The 21,757-nt window shown below is 68.1% G+C and carries 20 protein-coding genes and 1 riboswitch; of the genes, 13 read left to right on the top strand and 7 right to left on the bottom strand.

Annotated elements, in window-relative coordinates; all coding sequences use genetic code 11:
* Positions 1 to 5 precede the first annotated feature (5 nt).
* The 13 genes from ACFVJ3_RS25720 (at position 6) to gcvP (ending at position 12,813) form a co-directional block, all read left to right on the top strand.
* A complete protein-coding gene (locus ACFVJ3_RS25720; protein WP_378454736.1) occupies positions 6 to 1,526 on the top strand; it encodes a long-chain fatty acid--CoA ligase in 1,521 nt (506 codons plus the stop codon).
* Between the two features lie 71 nt (positions 1,527 to 1,597).
* Entirely contained in the window at positions 1,598 to 2,215 is a 618-nt protein-coding gene (locus ACFVJ3_RS25715; protein ID WP_378454735.1) for an NUDIX hydrolase, read from the top strand.
* 42 nt (positions 2,216 to 2,257) lie between these two features.
* Positions 2,258 to 3,316, top strand: a complete 1,059-nt coding sequence (locus ACFVJ3_RS25710) for an SMP-30/gluconolactonase/LRE family protein (RefSeq protein ID WP_378454734.1) — start codon at positions 2,258 to 2,260, stop codon at positions 3,314 to 3,316.
* A gap of 115 nt (positions 3,317 to 3,431) precedes the next feature.
* Positions 3,432 to 4,055, top strand: a complete 624-nt coding sequence (locus tag ACFVJ3_RS25705; RefSeq protein WP_378454733.1) for a CDP-alcohol phosphatidyltransferase family protein — start codon at positions 3,432 to 3,434, stop codon at positions 4,053 to 4,055.
* Positions 4,055 to 4,918 (top strand): DUF881 domain-containing protein, encoded by an 864-nt coding sequence (locus ACFVJ3_RS25700; protein WP_378454732.1) that lies wholly within the window; start codon positions 4,055 to 4,057, stop codon positions 4,916 to 4,918. Before ACFVJ3_RS25705 ends, ACFVJ3_RS25700 begins: the two co-directional genes overlap by 1 nt.
* Positions 4,919 to 4,950: 32 nt before the next feature.
* Positions 4,951 to 5,313, top strand: coding sequence for a small basic family protein (locus ACFVJ3_RS25695; protein ID WP_005264197.1), 363 nt, complete (start codon positions 4,951 to 4,953; stop codon positions 5,311 to 5,313).
* A 7-nt stretch (positions 5,314 to 5,320) separates the two neighbouring features.
* Positions 5,321 to 6,067: a DUF881 domain-containing protein gene (locus ACFVJ3_RS25690; RefSeq protein WP_378454731.1), complete on the top strand. Its 747-nt coding sequence runs from the start codon at positions 5,321 to 5,323 to the stop codon at positions 6,065 to 6,067.
* A 42-nt stretch (positions 6,068 to 6,109) separates the two neighbouring features.
* On the top strand, positions 6,110 to 6,514 hold the full coding sequence (gene gcvH / locus ACFVJ3_RS25685) for a glycine cleavage system protein GcvH (RefSeq protein WP_378454730.1): 405 nt from the start codon (positions 6,110 to 6,112) through the stop codon (positions 6,512 to 6,514).
* Between the two features lie 320 nt (positions 6,515 to 6,834).
* Complete coding sequence (garA, locus tag ACFVJ3_RS25680) at positions 6,835 to 7,335, top strand: glycogen accumulation regulator GarA (RefSeq protein ID WP_009473579.1); 501 nt, start codon at positions 6,835 to 6,837, stop codon at positions 7,333 to 7,335.
* A complete protein-coding gene (locus tag ACFVJ3_RS25675; RefSeq protein ID WP_105422644.1) occupies positions 7,332 to 8,072 on the top strand; it encodes a MerR family transcriptional regulator in 741 nt (246 codons plus the stop codon). The genes garA and ACFVJ3_RS25675 overlap by 4 nt, the downstream gene beginning before the upstream one ends.
* Positions 8,073 to 8,214: 142 nt before the next feature.
* On the top strand, positions 8,215 to 8,688 hold the full coding sequence (locus tag ACFVJ3_RS25670; RefSeq protein WP_378454729.1) for a bifunctional nuclease family protein: 474 nt from the start codon (positions 8,215 to 8,217) through the stop codon (positions 8,686 to 8,688).
* A 284-nt stretch (positions 8,689 to 8,972) separates the two neighbouring features.
* Positions 8,973 to 9,593, top strand: coding sequence for a MerR family transcriptional regulator (locus ACFVJ3_RS25665; protein WP_005243116.1), 621 nt, complete (start codon positions 8,973 to 8,975; stop codon positions 9,591 to 9,593).
* A 69-nt stretch (positions 9,594 to 9,662) separates the two neighbouring features.
* A riboswitch (glycine riboswitch) is annotated at positions 9,663 to 9,786 on the top strand.
* A 174-nt stretch (positions 9,787 to 9,960) separates the two neighbouring features.
* Entirely contained in the window at positions 9,961 to 12,813 is a 2,853-nt protein-coding gene (gene gcvP / locus ACFVJ3_RS25660) for an aminomethyl-transferring glycine dehydrogenase (protein WP_378454728.1), read from the top strand.
* A gap of 45 nt (positions 12,814 to 12,858) precedes the next feature.
* Here gcvP and ACFVJ3_RS25655 read toward each other — a convergent pair whose 3' ends face one another.
* The 7 genes from ACFVJ3_RS25655 to ACFVJ3_RS25625 all read right to left on the bottom strand — a co-directional run bounded on the left by ACFVJ3_RS25655 (position 12,859) and on the right by ACFVJ3_RS25625 (position 21,653).
* Positions 12,859 to 14,013 (bottom strand): metallophosphoesterase, encoded by a 1,155-nt coding sequence (locus ACFVJ3_RS25655; protein ID WP_378454727.1) that lies wholly within the window; start codon positions 14,011 to 14,013, stop codon positions 12,859 to 12,861.
* Positions 14,010 to 15,797: a substrate-binding domain-containing protein gene (locus tag ACFVJ3_RS25650; RefSeq protein WP_378454726.1), complete on the bottom strand. Its 1,788-nt coding sequence runs from the start codon at positions 15,795 to 15,797 to the stop codon at positions 14,010 to 14,012. Before ACFVJ3_RS25650 ends, ACFVJ3_RS25655 begins: the two co-directional genes overlap by 4 nt.
* Positions 15,798 to 15,923: 126 nt before the next feature.
* On the bottom strand, positions 15,924 to 18,107 hold the full coding sequence (locus ACFVJ3_RS25645; protein ID WP_378454725.1) for a malate synthase G: 2,184 nt from the start codon (positions 18,105 to 18,107) through the stop codon (positions 15,924 to 15,926).
* A 134-nt stretch (positions 18,108 to 18,241) separates the two neighbouring features.
* Positions 18,242 to 19,207 carry a sulfite exporter TauE/SafE family protein gene (locus tag ACFVJ3_RS25640; protein ID WP_378454724.1) on the bottom strand — a complete coding sequence of 322 codons (966 nt, stop codon included), beginning with the start codon at positions 19,205 to 19,207 and terminating at the stop codon, positions 18,242 to 18,244.
* 262 nt (positions 19,208 to 19,469) lie between these two features.
* Positions 19,470 to 20,714 (bottom strand): saccharopine dehydrogenase family protein, encoded by a 1,245-nt coding sequence (locus ACFVJ3_RS25635; protein WP_378454723.1) that lies wholly within the window; start codon positions 20,712 to 20,714, stop codon positions 19,470 to 19,472.
* Between the two features lie 35 nt (positions 20,715 to 20,749).
* Positions 20,750 to 21,160 (bottom strand): DUF2784 domain-containing protein, encoded by a 411-nt coding sequence (locus ACFVJ3_RS25630; protein ID WP_378454722.1) that lies wholly within the window; start codon positions 21,158 to 21,160, stop codon positions 20,750 to 20,752.
* Positions 21,161 to 21,236: 76 nt separating this feature from the next.
* Positions 21,237 to 21,653 (bottom strand): universal stress protein, encoded by a 417-nt coding sequence (locus ACFVJ3_RS25625; protein WP_378454721.1) that lies wholly within the window; start codon positions 21,651 to 21,653, stop codon positions 21,237 to 21,239.
* Positions 21,654 to 21,757 lie beyond the last annotated feature (104 nt).

Raw genomic sequence — 21,757 nt, 5'->3', positions numbered from 1 at the left:
GCACAATGCGCTTGACCGACTACCTCGACAAGGGTGCCTCGCTCGGACCGTCGTCGCCGTGCCTGACGATGGGCGACCGGACGCTGTCGTACGCCGATGTCCAGGACCTGAGCCGGCGCGTCGCGGCCGCGCTGGCACGGTCGGGGATCGCCGCGGGCGACAAGGTGGCCGTCCTGTCCGGCAACGACCCGACCGCGTTCTCCTGCGTGTTCGGGATCAGCCGGGCGGGGGCGGTGTGGTGCCCGATCAACCCGCGGAACGAGGCGGCGGAGAATCGGGACCTTCTCGAGCTCTTCGACTGTCGCTGCCTGATCTTCCAGAAGGCGTTCGCGCCCTTGGTCGATCGGATCCGGCAGCAGTTGCCGCTGTTGACGACCCTCGTGTGTCTCGACGGCGACGAGGAGTACGCCCACCCGTTCGACGACTGGCTCGGTACCGAACGTCTCGACGTCGAGCCCGTCGACGACCTCGCGCTGATCGTCGGCACCGGAGGGACGACGGGGAGGCCGAAGGGTGTCATGCTCACCGGCCGGAACATCGAGACGATGTCCGCGCTGACCCTGATGAGCTACCCGTTCGACGGCAGACCGGTGTACCTCGCTCTCGCGCCGTTGACGCATGCGGCGGGTGTCCTGTGTTTTCCGATCCTCACCCTCGGCGGGCAGGTGGTCATCATGCCCACGCCCGACCTGGGGCAGTTCCTCGCGCACATCGACCGGGACCGCGTCACCCACACCTTCCTTCCGCCGACCCTGATCTACATGCTGTTGGACCACGCAGACCTGGAGACGACGGACCTGAGTTCGCTGCAATGCTTCTGGTACGGCGCGGCGCCGATCTCCCCGACGCGGCTCGAAGAAGCGCTGACCCGGATCGGGCCGGTGATGGCCCAGCTGTTCGGGCAGAGCGAGGCGCCGATGATGATCGCGACGATGGCGCCGAAAGACCATTTCCACCCGGACGGTTCGGTCGCGACCGCCCGGCTGAGCTCGGCGGGCAGACCTTCCCCGCTGGTCACCGTCGCGATCATGGACGGGCAGGGGACGCTGCTGCCTGCCGGTGAGCGAGGCGAAGTGGTCGTGCGCAGCTCGCTCGTCATGACGGGGTACTACAAGAATCCCGTTGCGACGCAGGACGCGTCGGCCCACGGCTGGCATCACACGGGCGACATCGGGTACCTCGACGACGACAACTTTCTGTTCATCGTCGACCGGGCCAAGGACATGATCATCACCGGCGGATTCAACGTCTATTCCGTCGAAGTGGAACAGGCGCTCATGGCGTACCCCGGAATCCAGGACTGCGGGGTGATCGGGCTTCCCGACGACAAATGGGGTGAACGTGTCGTCGCCGTCGTCCAGTCCCGAGCCGGAACACCGATCGAGGCCGACGCACTCACGGCGTTCGTGAAAGCGCGCATCGGGAGCGTGAAGACCCCGAAGGAAATCCTGGTCTGGCCCGACCTGCCTCGTTCCAAACTGGGGAAGGTCCTCAAGAACGAGATCAGGCAGCAGCTGCTCGGCTGACGGCCGGCGCGGGGTTCGAAACGCGGGGACCGAAGCGTGGGTTTCGCCGCGACTGGCGATACTGTCGGGTGATGGTGAATGGGCACGTACTGAGCAGGGAACGGCTCGCCGACGCGCTGGCACGCTTCGAACCACGGATCGTGGACCCCACGAATCGGCGGTCCGCGGCGGTCGTGATCGCCGTGATGAACGACGGCGCCGACGGTCAGGCCGTTCCGCTGACCATGCGCCCGAGCAAGATGCGCGCGCATCCGGGACAGTTCGCGTTGCCCGGCGGCGGAGTGGATCCGGGGGAGACCGGCGAGGACGCCGCCCGGCGCGAGTTGCACGAGGAACTCGGCCTGGACGTGGAGCCGTCCGCGGTGCTCGGCAGGCTCGACGACTACGTCACGCGCTCCGGGTACGTCATCACCCCCTTCGTCGTGTGGTCGGACCAGCCGATCACATCCCTTGTCCCCAATCGCGAGGAAGTGGCGGAAGTGTTCTCGGTGGGCGTTCCCGAGATCGACGCGGAGCCGCGGTTCGTCGAGATCCCCGAATCGTCGAAACCGGTGATCCAGTGGCCGTTCCGGCGTCACCTCGTGCACGCCCCGACAGGCGCGGTCGTGTACCAGTTCCGGGAGGTCGCTCTGCACGGCAGGCACACCCGGATCGACGGTTTCGACCAGCCGGTCTTCGCCTGGCGTTAACGAGAACACGTCGAGCGGGTGAGGCGACTAATCTCACAGTTCGTGACCCTCTTCGAGTCTCTCGCCCGCAAGCTCGACCGCACCGGTGTCGACCCCGTCGTCTGGCACGCCCCGCCGCCGCCGTCGCTCACGGGAGTGCTCGCTCCCAACGGAGTGCTCGACGACGCGCACCGCTGGACACTCCCCAGCGGAGAAGGCCCGGAAGACGTTGCCGTCGATCACGACGGCCGGGTGGTCACCGGAGGCAACGACGGCCGGATCTGGCGGTTCGACAGCCACGGAGAAGCCACCGAACTCGCGAATACTCACGGTCGGCCCCTCGGCGTCGAGATACTCGACGACGGCCGATTCCTGATCTGCGACGCCGAGCGCGGTGTGCTGCGAGTCGACGACAAGGGACGCGTCGACGTGCTCGCCGACGCCGCGGCCGGGCGCCCGCTCGTGGCGTGCAACAACTCGGCGGTCGGCCGAGACGGCATCGTGTACTTCACCGACTCCTCGGCGCACTTCACGATCGCCGACCACCGCTACGACCTTCTCGAGCATCGGGGGACCGGCCGCCTGCTGCGTCTGGACCCGCGGACGGGGGAGACCGACCTCCTGGCCGAGGGACTGCAGTTCGCCAACGGTGTGGGACTGGCCTCGGACGAATCGTTCGTCCTCGTCGCCGAGACCGGCTCGTACCAGATCTCCCGCGTCGACCTGACCGGCCCGTCGCAGGGTGCGGCGTCGGTGTGGGCCGCGAATCTGCCCGGCATACCGGACAACATGACGTCCCAGACACGTGACGGGCTGTTCTGGGTGGCGCTCTACAGCCCGCGGATGCGGTTGCTCGACCTGCTCGCGCCGTACCCCACGCTGCGTATCGTCGCAGCGAACCTGCCGGAGGTCGTGCAACCGAATCCGGAGCACGCCGGCTGGGTGATCGCCCTCGATCACCGCGGCGAGATCGTGCACAGCCTGCGCGGAGGCAAGGGCAGCTATTCCCCCGTCACAGGGGTGCGGGAGCACGACGGGTGGCTGTACCTGGGAAGTCTGACCGCGGACGCCGTCGCGCGCGTCCCGGCCCCGCCGCGACCGGACATCGCGCGGGGCGAGTGACACGGCCGGACGTACCGGACGATCGACTGCACACCTTCCCGGTTGTGGAAGAGTGGCGAGAGCGGTGCGACGAGCGCCCGAAGACAGGTCCGCACTCGACGCTGGGGAGATTTTGGTGAATTCGGTGGACCGGGACACTGCGCGGTCGGACCGGATCGTGACCGTCCCGAACCTCCTGAGCGTGGTTCGACTCCTCGGGGTGCCGCTGTTCGTGTACCTGCTGCTCGTCACCCACTCCGACGGGTGGGCGCTCGCGATCCTCATGATCAGCGGCTTCACCGACTGGCTCGACGGCAAGCTGGCGCGGATCCTCGACCAGTCGTCGAAGCTGGGTGCGCTGCTCGACCCCTTCGTCGATCGCCTCTACGTCGTCACGACGCTGGTGACGTTCGTCCTGCGCGGATTCATCCCGTGGTGGGTGGCGGCGATCCTGATCGGCCGCGACGCCGTTCTCGCGCTCACGCTGTTCATCTACCGTCGGCGCGGTCTCCCACCCCCCGACGTGATGTACCTCGGCAAGGGTGCCACGTTCCTGTTGATGTTCGCGCTGCCGATGACCCTCGCGGCGCACGGTGACTGGAGCATCGCGACCGTGGCGCAGCCGCTCGGCGCTGCGCTCCTGATCTGGGGCACGGTGCTCTACGTGTGGACCGGGCTGCTCTACACCGTGAACGCGCTGACCGTCGCGCGAACCGTTCCCGTGCGAGGACCGGGCGGCGAGGAACGCGAGGTCCATTGATGAAACGGTCAGATTCCGGCATCCGCAGGAATCCGGTGCCGTCCCTGCTGCAGTCTCTGATGAACGATCATCTGGACCCCGGGTACGAGGGTGCGGCCGAGGATCGTGAGCAGGGACATTCACGGCAGACGCGGGTCGGTCAGCAGGTGTGGATCGCGATCGGTGCGCTGCTCGTGGGTCTGGTGCTGTCGGTCGCCTACCGGCAGGCCACCGAACGCATCCCCGGCACCGAGCAGGTGCGGTCCGAACTTCTGAGCAAGGTGCAGGACGCCGAAGATAGGGCGGGCGCCCTCGCCGCCACCCGGGACACGCTGTCGACACGGACCGACGACGCGCGCGCCACCGCGCTGGCCGGCGACGCCCGGGGTGCGGCACTGCTCGACGAGCTTCGCGGCCTCGAGGGGGACGCCGGAGTCGAGGCCGTGCACGGTCCCGGGCTCACCGTGACGCTGACGGACCCCGCGGCCAAGCCCAACCTGTCCGACTCGTCCCAGCGCAGTGTCGGGGGGAAGGCCGTGGTGCTCGACCGCGACCTGCAGTCGGTGGTCAATTCGCTGTGGGCGAGCGGCGCCGAGGCCATCGCGGTCGGGGATGTGCGGATCGGGCCGTCGGTGACGATCCGGCAGGCGGGTGGCGCGATGCTCGTGGACAATCAGCCGGTGTTCTCGCCGTACGTGGTCTCGGCGATCGGCCCGCAGGGGCCGATGCAGACCGGATTCGTGGTGAGTGACGCCTATCTGCGGATGTCCAGCGTGGCGCAGTTGTACGGCATCGGCTTCGCGGTGGCGGAGGCCGACGATCTCCACTTGCCCGCCGCCCCGGCGCGGGAAGTGCGGGCAGCCCGGGAAGTGGGAACACGATGACAACGGCGGAGTCGAATGGAGGCGTCACACGAATGAAGGCAGCACTGAAGGGCGGATCCGCGATCTACGGGGTGCTCGCCCTGATCGTGGGCATCGTGCTGGGCGTGGTGTTCAGCCCGCAAGTGCCGGACGCCGTGCAGCCCTACCTGCCCATCGCCGTCGTCGCCGCGCTCGACGCGGTGTTCGGCGGATTGCGTGCGTACCTCGACGAGATCTTCGACTCGAAGGTGTTCGTCGTCTCGTTCGTGTTCAACGTCCTCGTGGCGGCCCTGATCGTGTGGCTCGGTGACCAACTCGGTGTCGGAACCCAGTTGTCCACCGCGATCGTCGTCGTGCTGGGCATCCGCATCTTCGGCAACGCGGCCGCGCTCCGGCGACGTCTGTTCGGGGCGTGATCGCGGCGTGAGCGGACACGAGGGCAGACACGAACTGCACGGGAAGGAACCGGCGACGTCGCAGCGCTCACACGTCGTTTTCGCGCTGCTGGCCGCGCTTCTGCTCGGGGGGCTGGGAATCGCGATCGTGACGCAGGTGAAGAACACCGGGTCCGGCGACACCCTCGACTCGGCGAGCCCCGCGGATCTGCTGGTCGTCCTGGACACGCTGAACCAGCGGGAGGCGGCCCTGCGGCAGGAGATCGCATCGCTGGAACAGACCTTGGCAACGTTGCAACAGAGTGGCAGTTCCGGGGCGGCGCTCGACGAGGCGCGGGCCCGGTTGACGGCGCTGTCGATCCAGGTCGGCAGCGCACCGGCCACCGGCCCCGGGGTGACGTTGCGCATCACTGACCCCAACAGGGGGGTCGGCTCCGAGGTTCTGCTCGACCTCGTGCAGGAATTGCGTGCCGCCGGTGCCGAAGCCGTCCAGATCCAGGGTGCGGACGGCCCGCCCATCCGGATCGGCGTCGACTCCTGGGTGTCCGGTTCGGCCGGCAGCGTGTCGGTGGACGGCCGGAAGGTGAACGCCCCCTACGGGGTGGTCGCGATCGGTGATCCGCCGACTCTGGCGGCGGCCCTGAACATTCCCGGCGGGGTGGTCGACACGGTCGCGCGCAGCGGCGGACAGCTGACCATCGAACAATCGCAGCAGGTCACGATCTCTGCCTTGCGGGAGGCGAAACCTCGCCAATACGCTCAGCCCGGAAATTGATCTTCGCATCCGCCCGCGGATTGCCATCGAAAGGAAGCCACTGTGAGTGAGCTCGAAATCCCCGCCGATCGTCGGTACACCGCCGAACACGAGTGGGTCGAGCGGACGGGGCCCACGACGGTACGCGTCGGCATCACCGATTTCGCGCAGTCCCAGCTCGGCGACGTCGTGTTCGTCCAGCTTCCGGCGGTCGACGAGGACGTGACGGCGGGCGAATCGTTCGGCGAGGTGGAATCCACCAAGAGCGTCTCCGACATCTTCGCCCCGCTGACGGCGAAAGTCGTTGCCGCCAATGCCGATCTGGACGGCAGCCCGGAACTGGTGAACTCCGCGCCCTACGGGCAGGGGTGGCTGGTGGACCTCGGTGTCGACGACGAGGCGACCCTCGACACGGCACTGGCCGAAATGCTGGACGCCGCCGGCTATGCAGACATCACGGCAGGATAATTTCCCGAGAACACGCGGAGCGGTAATCGGATAGTTTCGGAAGGTGCCGACAGCCCGGAAAACCGGGTTGCCGGAGAAATCCGCTGTCGGAATACCGGTTCGTAATGTGCTGGCGGCCTGTCTCACTACACGCACCGGCGTGCGCAGGGTACGGTCGATGATGAACGCATGTGCCGTGTCGGGGCGCAGGTCCGTAGTTTGAATGTGATCGTGGGAGTTTGCACAGAAGTTAATGTGCACGGGAACCGAATTATGTAGTACCGAGTGGCATTGCGTAGTCCAGCGAATCTTGCTGGATGATCGAACTAGGAGGAGAAACGGTGAGCGAGAACGGCAACGACGCGGTCTATGGGGAGACGCCGGCGGAAACCACGTCGGTCTTCCGCGCGGACTTTCTCAATGAGCTCGACAACTCCTCGGCAACCCAGGCTCCGGAAGCCCCGGTGTCGGGTGTGGAGGGACTGCCCGCGGGCTCTGCTCTGCTCGTCGTCAAGCGTGGACCGAACGCAGGGTCGCGCTTCCTGCTCGACCAGCCGACGACGTCCGCGGGACGGCATCCCGACAGCGACATCTTCCTCGACGACGTGACCGTCAGCCGTCGTCATGCGGAGTTCCGCCAGGAGGACGACGAGTTCCAGGTCGTCGACGTCGGCAGCCTCAACGGCACCTACGTCAACCGTGAGCCGGTCGACTCGGCTGTCCTGGCGAACGGTGACGAGGTCCAGATCGGCAAGTTCCGACTGGTCTTCCTGACCGGACCCCGGACCACTGCAGGTGGCTCGCAGATCGGTGAGACGTCAGCTGGTGCGGGTAGCCAATGACCGCGGTGCGGCAGCAGCAGGCGCAATCGGGGATGTCGATCGGCTCCGTGCTGGACCGACTGCGCCCCGATTTTCCTGATGTGACGATCTCGAAGATCCGATTCCTCGAAGCCGAGGGTCTCATCAGCCCCCAGCGCACTCCCTCGGGGTATCGGCGATTCTCGATCGCCGACTGTGAACGACTGCGCTACGTACTCACTGCGCAGCGTGATCAGTATCTGCCGCTGAAGGTCATCAAGGAGCAGCTCGAGGCCATCGACAGAGGTGTGGCCACGGTCGGCGCAGGCGATTCTTCGCCGCGCCGGCCGCGCGCGCTCACCGTGGCCCCGGGCGAGGTGTCCCCCGAGGAGTTCCTCACCGACCGCGAGGTGCGGATCAGCCGCGACGATCTGATCGCGCGGGCAGGGATCGACGAGAAGTTCCTCGGCGAGCTGACCCGCGGAGGCCTGGTCGTTCCCGGGCCGGCGGGGTTCTTCGACGAGGACGCGGTGACGCTGGCGCGCACCGCGAGGGCGATGTCCGAGTTCGGACTCGAGGTGCGGCACCTCAGGGCGTTCAAGCTGGCGGCCGACCGCGAAGCCGGGTTGGTCGCGCAGATCGCGGGCCCCGTCGCCAAGGGCCGTGACGCCGGCGCACGTGATCGCGCCGAGGAGATGGTGCGCGAACTGGCCGCGTTGTCTCTGACGTTGCACACCTGCCTGGTGAAGTCGGCAGTCCGGGGTGCGCTCGATCGGTGAGGTGAGCTCGCCGACCGTCCCAACTTCCCAACGACGCTGCGCTCGAACGGCTGTACGGTCGAAGAGCAGACACGAATCGAATAGAATCCTGGTACGGCATTGTGTGCCGCGGACGGACCATTGCAGGGTGGAGGCAGACGCGATGAGCGAAATGCACGTGATCGGAGTTCGTGTCGAGCAGCCCCAAAATCAACCTGTTCTGCTGTTGCGTGAAACCGACGGCGAGCGGTACCTGCCCATCTGGATCGGCCAGACCGAGGCCACCGCGATCGCACTCGAACAGCAGGGCGTCGAGCCGGCGCGTCCGCTGACCCACGACCTGATCAAGAACCTGATCGAAGCCTTCGGTCGTACCCTGAAGGAAGTTCGCATCGTCGACCTTCGCGAGGGCACGTTCTATGCCGATCTCGTGTTCGACGAGAACACCCGCGTCTCGGCCCGCCCGTCCGACTCCATCGCCATCGCACTGCGGATCGGGGTGCCGATCTTCGCCGAGGAAGCGGTGCTCACGGAGGCCGGTCTGGTCATGCCCGACGAGCGCGAGGACGAGGTCGAGAAGTTCAAAGAATTCCTCGAGTCCGTGTCGCCGGACGATTTCAAGGCCACTGACGGCTAGATTGCACCTGCGGAAAGCCTCGGGCGCGGAGTATCGGTTGAGGTTCTTCCGGCGCGTTGCGTTGACCCCGTCTCTTCGGAGTCATAGCGTTCGGTGCAGTGATTTTCTGCCCTGCAGATTGTATCGGGCGTACGCTGAGTAGGTTCAGGGTACGGACTTGCTCGATGTCACTGGTGGCGCTTGCGCCGCTCGATGTGCTGCGGCTTGTGCCGCGGACACTGGCGACGCGCGTCACAGGCGCACTGATCGTCGGGTTCAGTGCAACATGCGAGAGGGAGTAGTCAGTGGGAGATCGGCCGCAGGAGAATGCGCTGAATCTTGCGCCCGGCGACAACGTTGCCGAGTCCGAATTCAGCTCGGAGGAGATCCAGCCGGGCCTCTTCCCGGACGATTCCGTGCCCGACGACCTCGTCGGATACCGCGTCCCCATCGCCTGCCAGATCGCGGGAATCACCTACCGCCAGCTCGATTACTGGGCTCGCACATCCCTCGTCGTGCCGTCCATTCGTGGCGCAGCAGGTTCGGGCAGCCAACGGCTGTACTCGTTCAAAGACATCCTCGTCCTCAAGATCGTCAAGCGTCTGCTCGACACCGGAATATCGTTGCAGAACATCCGCGTGGCCGTCGACCACCTCCGTAAGCGCGGAGTGCGGGACTTGGCCAAGATCACACTTTTCTCGGACGGGACCACGGTCTACGAGTGCACGTCCCCCGAGGAGGTCGTCGATCTGCTCCAGGGCGGGCAGGGCGTGTTCGGTATCGCGGTGAGCGGTGCGATGCGCGAACTGACCGGCACCATCGCCGATTTCCCGGCAGAGCGCGCCGACGGCGGCGCGAGCGAGCAGAGCCCCGAGGACGAACTGGCGTCGCGGCGCAAGAACCGCGCGAGCCGCAAGACGGGCTAGCCCGCATCCGTCGGAGCGCGGCGCTGCCTGCGCCGCCATCTGCAGCCGTGACATAGACTGGCGGTGCGTCGACGCCGTGCGGGAGAGTTCCGGGCACCGCAAGCACAGAAACATCGTGTGTGCGGGAGTTCGGGCGCCGAAGGAGCAACACCTCCCCGTCAATCTCTCAGGCAGACAGGACCGTGCGGGCTCCGACGTCTCTGGAAAGCGGTGGGAGCACCCACCCGCCCACGGGGAAAGGGCCGTCTTCACACGTGAACGACGGTACCGAATCTCTCAGGCGCTCGACTCGAGCAGGCGACAGAGGGGGAGGGGCGTTCCGCTACGCGGGGCGTGTCCTGATCCTCCGAACTGCTTGGGAGTTGTCGTGATCGACGCTGGAAGCCGTACATTCGCCGATCGTCATGTCGGCCCGAACGCTGCGGAACTCGCGCACATTCTCGAACTGGTCGGAGCCGATTCGCTCGACGACCTCGCGTCGAAAGCCGTCCCCGCGGTCATCCTGGACGGAGTCACGGGTGGCATCGCCGACGGCCTCGACGCACTGCCCGCACCGGTGTCCGAGCATGAAGCGCTCGCCGAACTGTCCGCACTCGCCGCGCAGAACACCGTGGCGACGTCCATGATCGGTCTCGGCTACTACGACACCCTCACCCCGCCGGTCCTGATCCGGAACATCATCGAGAACCCGGCCTGGTACACGGCCTACACGCCGTACCAGCCCGAGATCAGCCAGGGCCGTCTCGAAGCCCTCCTCAACTTCCAGACGATGGTCGCCGACCTGACCGGCATGGAGGTCGCCAACTCGTCGATGCTCGACGAGGCCACCGCCGCCGCCGAGGCGATGACGCTGCTGCGCCGGGCGAGCAAGAGCAAGTCCCCGCGGTTCGTTGTCGACGCCGACCTGTTCCCGCAGACGCTGGCCGTCGTCGAGACCCGGGCCGAGCCGCTCGGCATCGAGATCGTGGTGGCCGACCTGTCCGCCGGCCTGCCGGACGGTGACTTCTTCGGCGTCCTCGCACAGATGCCCGGCGGGTCGGGTCGCATCGTCGACTACACCGCCGTGATCGCCGCCGCCCACGAGCGCGGCGCACTGGTCGCGGTCGGGGCGGATCTGCTGGCGCTCACCCTCCTCACCCCGCCCGGCGAGATCGGGGCCGACGCCTGCTTCGGCACCACCCAGCGCTTCGGTGTCCCCATGGGCTTCGGTGGCCCGCATGCCGGCTACCTCGCCGTGCACACCAAGCACGCGCGTCAACTCCCCGGCCGTCTGGTGGGCGTCTCCATCGACGCCGACGGTGACAAGGCGTACCGGCTGGCGCTGCAGACCCGCGAGCAACACATTCGCCGTGAGAAGGCGACGTCGAACATCTGTACCGCTCAGGTGCTGCTGGCGATTCTCGCGGCCATGTACGCCAGCTACCACGGCGCCGGGGGCCTGAAGGCGATCGCCCTGCGCGTGGCGAACACGGCGCACTCCCTGGCGGCCGCAGTCCGCAAGACCGGGGCCGTCGTCGTCCACGAGCACTTCTTCGACACGATTCTCGTGCGAGTCGACGCCCGGGCGGCGGACGTGGTGGCGAAGGCGAAGGGCGCCGGCATCAACCTGCGACTCGTCGACGCCGATCATGTCGCCATCGCGTGCGACGAGGCCACCACCGCCGAGGACGTCGCCCACGTGCTGGCGGCGTTCGGCGGCGAAGGCACCGTCACCGAGGAAGCGGGCACGTCCGTCCCCGACGCGCAGCTCCGCGGATCCGACTACCTGCAGCACGAGGCGTTCACCCGGTACCGCACCGAGACGGCGATGCTGCGCTACCTGCGGGCGTTGTCCGACAAGGACATCGCACTCGACCGCAGCATGATCCCGCTCGGTTCCTGCACGATGAAGCTCAATGCCACCGCCGAGATGGAAGCGATCACCTGGCCTGCGTTCGCCGGACTGCACCCGTTCGCGCCGACCGGGGACACACCGGGAATTCTCCGCATCATCAAGGACCTCGAAAACTGGCTCGTGGCCGTCACCGGCTACGACGCGGTGAGCCTGCAGCCGAATGCCGGTAGCCAGGGCGAGTACGCGGGGCTGCTCGCGATCCGCAACTACCACCTCAGCCGCGGAGACGACCACCGCGACACCTGCCTCATCCCGTCGAGCGCCCACGGCACCAACGCCGCATCCGCGGTCATGGCCGGGATGCGCGTCGAGGTCGTCGCCTGCCGCCCGAACGGTGACGTGGACCTGGACGACCTGCGGGCGAAGATTGCCGACCACGCCGAGCGCCTCGCGGCGATCATGATCACCTACCCGTCCACACACGGTGTGTACGAGCACGAGATCGCCGACATCTGCGCCGCCGTCCACGACGCCGGCGGCCAGGTGTACGTCGACGGCGCCAACCTCAACGCCCTGGTCGGCCTGGCCCGTCCCGGCCGGTTCGGCGGCGACGTGAGCCACCTCAACCTGCACAAGACCTTCTGCATTCCGCACGGTGGCGGCGGTCCCGGTGTCGGACCGATCGGTGTGCGGTCCCATCTCACGCCGTTCCTGCCCGGACATCCGTTCGCACCCGAACTCGGCACCGCCGGACCGATTTCCGCGGCCCCCTACGGCAGTGCGTCGATTCTCCCCATCACGTGGGCGTACATCCGGATGATGGGCGCCGTCGGGCTGCGTCGCGCAAGCCTGACCGCCATCGCCTCGGCCAACTACATCGCGCGCCGACTGGACGAGTACTTCCCCGTCCTCTACACCGGCGAGGGTGGAATGGTGGCCCACGAGTGCATCCTCGACCTCCGGCCGATCACCAAGGACACCGGTGTGACCGTGGACGACGTCGCAAAGCGCCTCGCCGACTACGGATTCCACGCACCGACGATGAGCTTCCCGGTGGCGGGCACCCTTATGGTGGAGCCCACCGAGAGCGAGAACCTCGAAGAGATCGACGCCTTCTGCGAGGCGATGATCGCGATCCGCGCCGAGATCGACCGCGTGGGCTCGGGGGAGTGGCCGGTGGACGACAACCCGCTGCGCGGCGCCCCGCACACCGCCGGTTGCCTGGCAGCGGAGTGGAACCACCCCTACACCCGTGAGACGGCGGTGTTCCCCCGCGGCAAGGCCCGGCCGAAGGTGTGGCCGGCGGTCCGGCGCATCGACGGTGCGCACGGCGACCGCAACCTCGTGTGCTCCTGCCCGCCGATCTCCGCGTTCGAAGGCGCCTGACACAGACGATGCCCGTCCCGCTCACGCGGGGCGGGCATCGCTCGTTCAGTCCTCGCGCACCAGCTCGAGGATCGTGATCTCCGGCGGGGCGCCCACACGCACCGGCGGACCCCACGTGCCCACACCGCGGGTGGTGTAGAGGACGGTGTTCCCGATGCGATCCAGTCCCGCCACCGACGGCTGCTGCAGCGGCACCAGATAACGCAGCGGCCACATCTGCCCGCCGTGCGTGTGCCCCGACAGTTGCAGGTCGACACCGAGGTCGGACGCTTCCAGCGCCTGCCGCGGTTCGTGCGCGAGCAGCACGACGAACGACGACGGATCGCGTCCGGCGAGCGCGGCAGGAAGGTCGGGTTCGTACGGGGCCGGCGAGGAGTAGTCGTGGATCCCCGCGATGTCGATGGTGGCGCCGCCCCGGGTGATCGTCGCGCGTTCGTTGCGCAGCGTCCGGATGCCCAGTCGGTCCCACACGTCCAGCCACCGGCCGCCGTCGTCGGCATAGAACTCGTGGTTGCCGCTGACACCGAACACCCCGAGCGGGGCCTCGAGGTCGCCGAGCGGTTGCAGATCGGGTGATACCTTCGCGACGGTCCCGTCGACCAGATCGCCCGCGATCGCGACGAGATCGGGCTGCTCCGCGTTCACCAGGTCGACGACGCGCCGGGTGAAGTCCACTCCTCGCGCCGGGCCGACGTGGAGGTCGGACACGAGCGCCACACGCACACCGTCGAACTCGGCGGGGAGACGTTTCAGCGGCACCCGAACCCGCACGATCCGCGGCCGCGCGGCCTCCGACACCCCGTAACCGGCGGCGCCGGCGGCGCCCACCACGACGACGGCGGTGGCGATGCGCAGGCTTCGGCGACGCGACAGATCGACCTGTTCGTCGTTCCCGGTGCCGCGCAGCCGGCCGAACAGCCGCGTCAGCAGCGACACCGACGCGACCAGGAGAAGCCCGAGCACCAGATAGAACATCGCGCCGAGCCACACCCAGCCCACCCACCCCGGGGGGCGCGCCCATCCCGGGTCGAAGGCTTCGCCGCTGCCGACGCCGATGACTGCGAGAACCCACAGGACCACGAGGGTCACGTCGACGACGACCGACCAGGGACGGCCCAGCCCGGTGGCCCGGACGAGTCGCCGATGGAGCCACCAGGTGACGAGTGCGAGGAAGACCGCGAAGACCAGGAGCCTCGTCACGACAGCAGCTTGCTGATCGCGGTCGGCAAAGCCGCTCCGTCCGAGGACGCGACCTTCTCCAGCGACCCACCCGTGCGATCGGCCAACGCCTGCAACGTGTTGAGGTCGGAATTCTCGCCGATCGTCAGTACGTCGATGCGCACCGGCTTCGACGTACTCGAGGTCGCGGCGATGGCGGACAGCAGATCCGCGCGCGCGACGGAGTCGTCGTTGGCGCCGTCCGTAACGAGCAGCACCGAGTTGGTACGGCCCGGCGTGTATCCGTCGACCGCGCTCTTGTAGGCCGCTTCGAGCGACGTGTAGGTCGAGGACCCGGTGGCGGGTGTCGCCTTGGCGAGCCGGGCGTCGAGGGCCTGCCTGCGGGTGCCCTCGGTGAAACCGCCCGCCGAGAGAGGACCGGTCGCGACCACGGTCGTGTACGGCCGCGACCCGTCGAGCGTGGTGCTGTACTCCCACAGCCCGAGGTTCGACGAGTCCGGAGAACGGTCGACGTGGGCTGCCAGCGCAGCCGTCGTGTTCGCCAGGCGCGTCGCCGTCCCCTCGCGCTCACCCATCGAGCTGGAAACGTCGAGCAGGACGGTGGAGGTGCGGGGCGTGATCGGATTCCGGATCACCCGCATCAGCTCGGCCGCAGCCGCCGCATCTGCGGGAACCAGGGTGGATTCGAAACCGGGAAAGGCCAGCGTGGTGTCGTCGGGGCGGGCGAGTCCCTCGACCCGGAACCCGGCATCGGCCAGGACCTGCGCCTGTTCGGGTCGACGGACGAACTCCGCGAATTGTGCGGCGGCGCGGCTCTGCGTCTCGTCGACGGACGGGCCGGCCAGAATGGCCGCCGGATGATCTGCCACAGGTGTCGGGCCTTTCGGCATCGATGTGGTGATGTCGGCTCCGGGTGCGTCGCGCAGGGCCTGGTAGACCTGCTGTTCGGTGGCCGCGACCGCGTGGATGCCGGCGGTGGCGGGATCGCCCTGCTCGGCCAGCGCGGTGAGTGCCTCCCGCGTCGTCGCGGGTTTCGTCCCCGACGACGCCTCGTAGCCGAGCGCCAGACCGGTGAGTGCCGACGTGACGGGAGCGGAACGTGCCTGCTCCTCCGTCACCGGACCCGTGCTGCTTCCCGTGACCGCGGCCGCGACCGCTTCGACTGCCATCTCCGTGCTCTCGGCGCCGGGGCCGACGGGGAGCGCCATACCCAGGCTGCCCCAGCCCGGCAGACCGAGAGTCGCGAGGGAGTCGCGACCGGTCTGCAGCGACGGCAAGTCTTTCCAGTCGATCGCCGGCGTGCCCGGCGCGTTCGCGAACGCCGTCCGGACCGCGAGCACCACGGGACTGGTCGCCACGGGGCGTGCTTCGCCGCTGATGACGCCGGTTGCCGACACCTGCTTGACGGAATGTGAGCTGGACGGAATCCACAGCGCGGGCCGAGGGCCGAATGCCGCTGCGTCCCACGGGCCGTCCGGCCCCGCGGACAAGGCGTCGCGCACGGTGTCGGACGCGACGGCAGTGACTGTCACCGACACACACTGATCGCGGATCACCGGCGCCGTCTCCGTGAAATGGTCGGCGAGCGTCTGGAGCTGGGGTGCGATATCGGGATCCGCCGCGACCGCGAGCACGGATTCGCCTTCGACGCAGGCGCCCGCGGCAGCCACTCCCTGATCGTTGATCCGGTCACGCAACTGGAACCAGCCCACCACACCCGCCGCGATCACGACGACGAGACCGAGCACGATCAAAGGTCCCTTACTGATACCCCTGGCGCGCGATTCGCCGCGATGCTGCCCCACGTGCTTTCCAGCCCCTGTCCGACGAGTTCGACGTTGACCCTCGCAGTGTAGTGATGCGCAGGAGCACCCCGAGAGAATCGGCCCCGGCACCGGGCTGGTGACGGGGCCGATTTTCGAGTGCGAATCTCAGGCGTTGGCTGCTTTGTATTCGCGGCGGCGGCGGTGCAGGATCGGTTCGGTGTAGCCGGAGGGTTGGTGGGTGCCGTCGAGGATGAGTTCCTTCGCGGCTTGGAAGGCGATGTTGGTGTCGAAGTCGGGGGCCAGCGGCCGGTAGGTGGGGTCGCCCTGGTTCTGCCGGTCCACCACCGGGGCCATCCGCTGCAGCGACTGCACGACCTGCTCGGCGGTGACGACGCCGTGCCGGATCCAGTTGGCCAGCAACTGGCTGGAGATGCGGAGGGTGGCGCGGTCCTCCATCAGGGCTACGTCGTGGATGTCGGGGACCTTCGAGCAGCCGACGCCGGCGTCGATCCACCGGACCACGTAGCCGAGGATGGACTGGCAGTTGTTGTCGAGCTCTTCCTGCTTCTCGGTCTCGGACCAGTCGGTGCTGGGGGCGAGGGGGATGGTGAGGATCTGCTCGAGGGTGGCCCGCCGGTGTCCCGTCAGCTGGTGTTGGACGGCGACCACGTCGACCTGGTGGTAGTGGGTGGCGTGCAGGGTGGCCCCGGTCGGGGACGGCACCCACGCGGTGTTCGCGCCGGCCTTGGGGTGGCCGATCTTCTGCTCGAGCATCTCGGCCATCAGCTCGGTCATCGCCCACATGCCCTTGCCGATCTGCGCCTTGCCCTGCAACCCGCAGGCGAGACCGGTGTCGACGTTCCAGTCCTCGTAGGCGGTGATCCAGGTCTGCTTCTTCATCTCGGCCTTGCGGATCATCGGCCCGGCCTCCATCGAGGTGTGGATCTCGTCGCCGGTGCGGTCGAGGAACCCGGTGTTGATGAACACCACCCGCTCCGACGCTTCCTTGATGCTGGCGGCGAGGTTGACCGTGGTGCGGCGTTCCTCGTCCATGATCCCGACCTTGAGGGTGTTGGCGGGCAGGCCGAGGACCTGCTCGACGCGGCCGAACAGTTCGGTGGTGAACGCGACCTCGTCGGGGCCGTGCTGCTTGGGTTTGACGATGTAGATCGACCCGGTGCGGGAGTTGACCAGCGGCCCGGTCGCCTCACCCGTGGACAGGCCGTGGACCGCGCAGAGGGAGGTGATCAGGGCGTCGAGGATGCCCTCGGGGATTTCGGTGCCGTCCGGGTGCAGGATCGCCGGGGTGGTCATCAGGTGCCCGACGTTGCGGACGAACAGCAGCGACCGCCCGTGCAGGGTGAGCTCGGTCCCGTCGGGGGCGGTGTAGGTGCGGTCCCCGTTCAGGCGGCGGGTGAACGCGGTGCCGCCCTTGGTCAACTCCTCGGTCAGGTCGCCGCGGTTGAGGCCCAGCCAGTTGCGGTAGCCGATCACCTTGTCGTCGGCGTCGACGGCGGCGACGGAGTCCTCGAAGTCCATGATGGTGGTGACCGCGGACTCGAGCACCACATCCTTGACCCCCGCCGCATCGGTGGACCCGATCGGGGAGGTGGGGTCGATCTGGATTTCCGCATGCAACCCGTGGTTGCGCAGCAGCACACTGGTCGGGGCGTCGGGGGTACCGAGGTAGCCGACGAACCTGCCCGGCTCGGCGAGGGCGGTGACGGTGCCGTCGGCCAATTCCACCCGCAGGGCGGCGGCGTCGACGCTGTAGCGGGCGGCGTCGGCGTGCGAGCCCTGCGCGAGGGGGGCGGCGGTGTCGAGGAAGGTGCGGGCCCAGGCGATGACCCGGTCGCCGCGGACCTTGTTGTAGGAGCCGCCGGCCTCGGCGCCGCCGTCGTCGGGGATGGCGTTGGTGCCGTACAGGGCGTCGTACAACGACCCCCACCTCGCGTTGGAGGCGTTGAGGGCGAAGCGGGCGTTGAGGACCGGGACCACCAGCTGCGGGCCGGCGGTGGCGGTGATCTCCGAATCCACGTTCGCCGTGGACACCGCGAACGGGGCCGGTTCGGGCACCAGGTACCCGATCTCGGTGAGGAACGCCCGGTACTCGGCCGGGTCGATCGCGGTGCCGGTCCGGTCCCGGTGCCAGGCGTCGATCCGGGCCTGCAGGTCGTCGCGGGTGGCGAGCAAAGCCCGGTTCTTCGGCGCCAGGTCCCCGATCACCTTGACCGCACCCGACCAGAAACCGTCCACCGACACCCCGGTCCCCGGCAGCGCCTCCTCGTTCACGAAGTCGTAGAGCACCTTCGCGACCTGCAGACCGCCGACCTCAACACGCTCAGTCATGAAATGCCTCACTGTTCCGCACTTGGAGCACCGGACGGGTGCCATGAACCGAACCCAATGTTACTCGCTGGTAAGGATGCGGTGTGGCAGATGTTCGGCGAAGGCTCGCCCCGAGGTGAAAGCGGGACGTGAGGTCAGGGCTTCTCGCCGGTGGACAATTCGAGCGACGGGGCTTCCGACTCGATGGGCGTGTCGTTCTCGGCGTCGATCCGGTGCAGATCGCCTGCGGCCTCTGCCGCGCTGAGACGCGAACGGCGCCAGGCGACGACCAGCAGTCCGGCCCACACTGCAACGAGAGCGAGGTACCCGAGGGTCGCGACAACGCCGGTGACGTCGAATGTCTTGAACAGCTTCTGCGCGTTGGTGATGATGATGATGCCGCCGACACCGGTACCCAGAAGGGTCGCGGGCACCCGGCTGACGAGCCACGCGGCGACCGGCGCGGCGATGATGCCGCCGAGTGCCAGCCCCGCGATGATGGGGATGTTGTCGAAGAAGTCGCTGCCGAGACCGAAGATGAACCCGATGCTGGCCGCGGCGGACACCAGGAACTCCGATGCGCTGACCGAACCGATGACGGTGCGCGGTGCGGTCTTGCCCCGCGAGAGCAGGGTGCTGGTGGTGATCGGCCCCCAGCCGCCGCCGCCACTCGCGTCGATGAATCCACCGAACAGTCCGAGCGGTGAGAGGAACTTCGCCGTGTGCGGTGAGGTCCGGGCGTCGTTGACGGCGGGAGGGCGGATCGAGAAGCGGAGAAGGACGTAGACACCGATCGCCAGCAGGATCGTGGACGTCACGGGGACGGCGGCGGACGTCGACAACTGGGACAGCACCGTTGCACCGAGGAACGCGCCGACGGCACCGGGGACGCCCAGGCGCAGGACGAGCGGCCAGTCGATGTTGCGGAACCGCCAATGCGACGCGCCGGAGGCGAGCGTGGTGCCGACCTCGGCGAAATGCACTGCTGCGCTGGCGTGCGCCGGTCCGACGCCGCTGAACACGAGCAGGGTGGTCGCAGTCACGCCGAAGGCCATGCCGAGAGCGCCGTCGACCAGCTGGGCACCCACGCCTACCAGCGTGAAAATCAAGAGCTTGAACATCGAGACTCCGACCGAGAGAGTGAACCGTCAGGGCAGCAAAGACCAGCGAGCAGGCTGGTCAGCAACATCCCTGGTCGAAGGCGTGGCCTCGGCGGGAGGGCCAGAAGGGCATGAGGGCGAGCGAGGCCGCGGGGCCTGCCTGCGCGCTCGTGCCGTTCACTCGGACTCCCGTATCTCTCGTCGCGTACGCGGCCGTCCGCGCACAAGGTTCGACACTAGCGGGAGGGGTGGGCGCGTGTCATCTTCACACGCGCCCAACCGCTCACAGTTTTCGCGCAGAGATCTCGAAGCCAGCGTCGCGCAGTCGTGTCACCAGTACGTCGCCGAGTGCCGTGGCGGGAGTGAGGACGCCGGCCGCGTCCGGCAGTGCATCGCCGCCGAGGACGAGGCTCAACGCGGATTCGCCGAGCATCACCGCGGTGGCGCTGTATCCGGGGTCGCCCTTCGCCTTCACCCGCGAGGTGTAGCGCGCGCCCGTGGTGGTGGTCGTGTATACGTCCATGGTGAAGTGGCCCTTGCGTTGCGCCTCCTCGCTGGGACCGTCGCCCGGTGAGGGCAGAACGCGGTCGAGGACGTACCGGGTGGGCGGGAGGGCCATTCCGACGACCATCCCGCCGAGGGCCGCAGCCACCGCACCCGCGATCACCGGTGTGATCGGGGAGCTCCCGACGTTCATGACCTCGCGGTACTTGAACGTCCGACCGTAGGCCCAGTCCCGGAGCGCATTGCTGCGGCGCACGACCCGCGTGTTGTAGGGGCCCATGAAGAAGGGCGCCTTCCACCCCTTCAAGCCGGGCGCGATGTCCGTGCCGTTGACCACGCTCATGTCGGACTGCTTGCCGAGGTCCGGTTCCTTCGCGCGGTCGGGACTCATCGAGTACGGCGAAGCCGCGAGACGGCGCGACGCCGGATTCTTCTTCGACACGTCCACCTGCGTGCGCAGCGAATCGATCGTGCCGCCGCTGACGCCGCCCCGCACGGACGTGACCACCAGCGTGGTGTCGGTGAGTTCGCCGGCGCCGTCCGCCTGAACCTCCTCGTGCAGGACGTGCACCCCGAGATCGGACGGAATGGAGTCGAACCCGCAGGAATGGACGATCCGGGCGCCGGTCTCGCGGGCCCGTTCGTGGTTGGCGTCGATGCTCTCGCGGACGAACAACACCTCTCCGGTGAGGTCGACGTAGTCGGTGCCCGCCTCGGCGCAGGCCGCGGCGAGGGCGTGACCGTACTTGGCGTAGGGCCCGACCGTCGTCGCGACCACGCGGGTGCGTGCCGCCAGCGCTGCGAGCGACGCGGCATCGTCGGAGTTCGCGACGATGACGGGCCACTCCGCTGCGCGCGGACCGAGCGAGGACCGCACCGCTTCGAGTTTGGCGGCTGTGCGCCCCGCGAGCGCGATCCGCACGCCGTCCGGGGCGTGCCGTGCGAGATAGTCGGCGAGAAGCTTGCCGACGAAGCCGGTGGCCCCGTAGACGACGAGATCCAATTCACGTGCGCTGTCTGTCATGGCACGACCCTACTCGGCGGTAGGGAAGGGCGAGCTCAGGCTCCGGTACCACCGGGGTGGGTGGGTGCGAGGGGTACCCGGGTGCGGAGCCGCAGCACGACGTAGCCGACCCAGGAGGTGACGACGCCGAGCGCGGCGAGGGTCTGTATCGCTCCCGCGGCGGATTCCGGGTAGACGACCCCGGTGAGGTAGTGGGAGATGAATCCGGACGAGGGGAGTGGGTCCTGCCCGGCGCGGACCCGGGCCCAGCTCTCCAGGTGAGTCAGCGGACAGTCGATGCCGACGAGGAGGCCGGTGAATCCCCAGGCCACCGCCGCGAGGTGGAGGGCGATGGTGCGCGGCCAGTGCCAGGCGAGAAACCCGCCGCACACGACGTAGAGGATGAAGATCAGGTGCGCGACAACTGTCGCGTCCGCGACGACCTCGTAGAAGACAACGCTCCCCATCGATGCACCCCTGACATCCGAAGTTCCCCCTACGCCATCGTAGGCGTCGCCCGGCCGGGTCCGCCGGGTAACCGGCTCAGGCGGTGCCGCGCACGTCTTCCTTGACCACCAGGATCGGAATGTCGATCTCGAGGAGGAGGCGCTGCAGCCATCGTTCCAGGAGGAACTTGCCGATCGGGGACATGCGCCGGGTACCCACGACGAGCAGATCCGCACCGCTGCTGTCGACCAGCGCGCGCAGTGCGCTCACCTGATCGCCGTCGTGTTCGTTGGTGCGCAGTTCCCACGACGACTCGCCGACCCCGCCGCCCTCGAGCGTGGCCTGGATCTCGGCGCGCAGGGCGGACTTGTCGGACTCGGCGTCCTGCCCGGGGTCGTCGTCGAGGACGTGGAGGACGAGCAGCTGTTCCCGTCGTTGCACAGCCTCGCGGGCGGCGTGGACGATGGCCGCCCGGCCTTCCGGGCTGTCTCGGTGGACAACGGCTATCGCCATGAAGCGCCTCCATTTTCAGGTATGGGTACGACCCCTATTATCCCCGTGCCGGAGAGTGCTCCGGCTGTGTCGATGCTCTCGTAGGTGGATCCGGGCGGTGCTCG

The sequence above is a fragment of the Rhodococcus sp. NPDC127593 genome (genome assembly GCF_042671975.1).
Lineage (GTDB): Bacteria > Actinomycetota > Actinomycetes > Mycobacteriales > Mycobacteriaceae > Rhodococcus_F.
This window is presented reverse-complemented; position numbering and strand designations above follow the sequence as displayed.

What these genes read in the sequence shown, in the direction of transcription:
- ACFVJ3_RS25720 (WP_378454736.1), top strand. Translation starts at nt 6, where the DNA reads ATGCGCTTGACCGACTACCTCGACAAGGGTGCCTCGCTCGGACCGTCG.
- ACFVJ3_RS25715 (WP_378454735.1), top strand. Translation starts at nt 1,598, where the DNA reads ATGGTGAATGGGCACGTACTGAGCAGGGAACGGCTCGCCGACGCGCTG.
- ACFVJ3_RS25700 (WP_378454732.1), top strand. Translation starts at nt 4,055, where the DNA reads ATGAAACGGTCAGATTCCGGCATCCGCAGGAATCCGGTGCCGTCCCTG.
- ACFVJ3_RS25695 (WP_005264197.1), top strand. Translation starts at nt 4,951, where the DNA reads ATGAAGGCAGCACTGAAGGGCGGATCCGCGATCTACGGGGTGCTCGCC.
- ACFVJ3_RS25675 (WP_105422644.1), top strand. Translation starts at nt 7,332, where the DNA reads ATGACCGCGGTGCGGCAGCAGCAGGCGCAATCGGGGATGTCGATCGGC.
- ACFVJ3_RS25670 (WP_378454729.1), top strand. Translation starts at nt 8,215, where the DNA reads ATGAGCGAAATGCACGTGATCGGAGTTCGTGTCGAGCAGCCCCAAAAT.
- ACFVJ3_RS25645 (WP_378454725.1), bottom strand. Translation starts at nt 18,107, where the DNA reads ATGACTGAGCGTGTTGAGGTCGGCGGTCTGCAGGTCGCGAAGGTGCTC.
- ACFVJ3_RS25640 (WP_378454724.1), bottom strand. Translation starts at nt 19,207, where the DNA reads ATGTTCAAGCTCTTGATTTTCACGCTGGTAGGCGTGGGTGCCCAGCTG.
- ACFVJ3_RS25635 (WP_378454723.1), bottom strand. Translation starts at nt 20,714, where the DNA reads ATGACAGACAGCGCACGTGAATTGGATCTCGTCGTCTACGGGGCCACC.
- ACFVJ3_RS25630 (WP_378454722.1), bottom strand. Translation starts at nt 21,160, where the DNA reads ATGGGGAGCGTTGTCTTCTACGAGGTCGTCGCGGACGCGACAGTTGTC.
- ACFVJ3_RS25625 (WP_378454721.1), bottom strand. Translation starts at nt 21,653, where the DNA reads ATGGCGATAGCCGTTGTCCACCGAGACAGCCCGGAAGGCCGGGCGGCC.